Below are 379 nucleotides of genomic sequence, written 5' to 3'. Positions count from 1 at the left end.
CCCGGTAACGGCGCCGGGTCCTTCGCCACCCCGATCCAGGCCGGTACGGGCTGGGGCCACCTCGAAGAACTCACCGGCGGTGACTTCAACAGCGACGGTAACGCGGATATCGCCGCCCGTCGGAAAGCCGATGGCGCGTTGATCATCTACCCCGGTAACGGTGTGGGAAGTTTCAACGCCGCGGTATCGGCTGGTACCGGATGGGGCATCATGCGGGACATCTTCAGTGGTGACCTCAATGGTGACGGTCGTACGGATGTGACCGCGGTCCAAGCTCCCCAGGGCGCAGCGGGGAACATGTACCTCTACCCCGGCACCGGACAACACACCTTCGCTGGCCGTGTCACCATCGGCACCGGCTGGTAAACACCCCCTCCCC

General features: G+C 64.9%; 1 protein-coding gene. It reads left to right on the top strand.

Features of this window, described 5'->3' with window-relative positions; translation table 11 throughout:
• The coding region (locus AAHZ94_RS35140) for an FG-GAP repeat domain-containing protein (RefSeq protein WP_349997695.1) at nt 1–366 on the top strand (366 nt) is incomplete at its 5' end.
• Nucleotides 367–379: the final 13 nt, after the last annotated feature.

It is taken from the genome of Streptomyces sp. HSW2009 (assembly GCF_040240285.1).
GTDB lineage: Bacteria > Actinomycetota > Actinomycetes > Streptomycetales > Streptomycetaceae > Streptomyces.
This window is presented reverse-complemented; position numbering and strand designations above follow the sequence as displayed.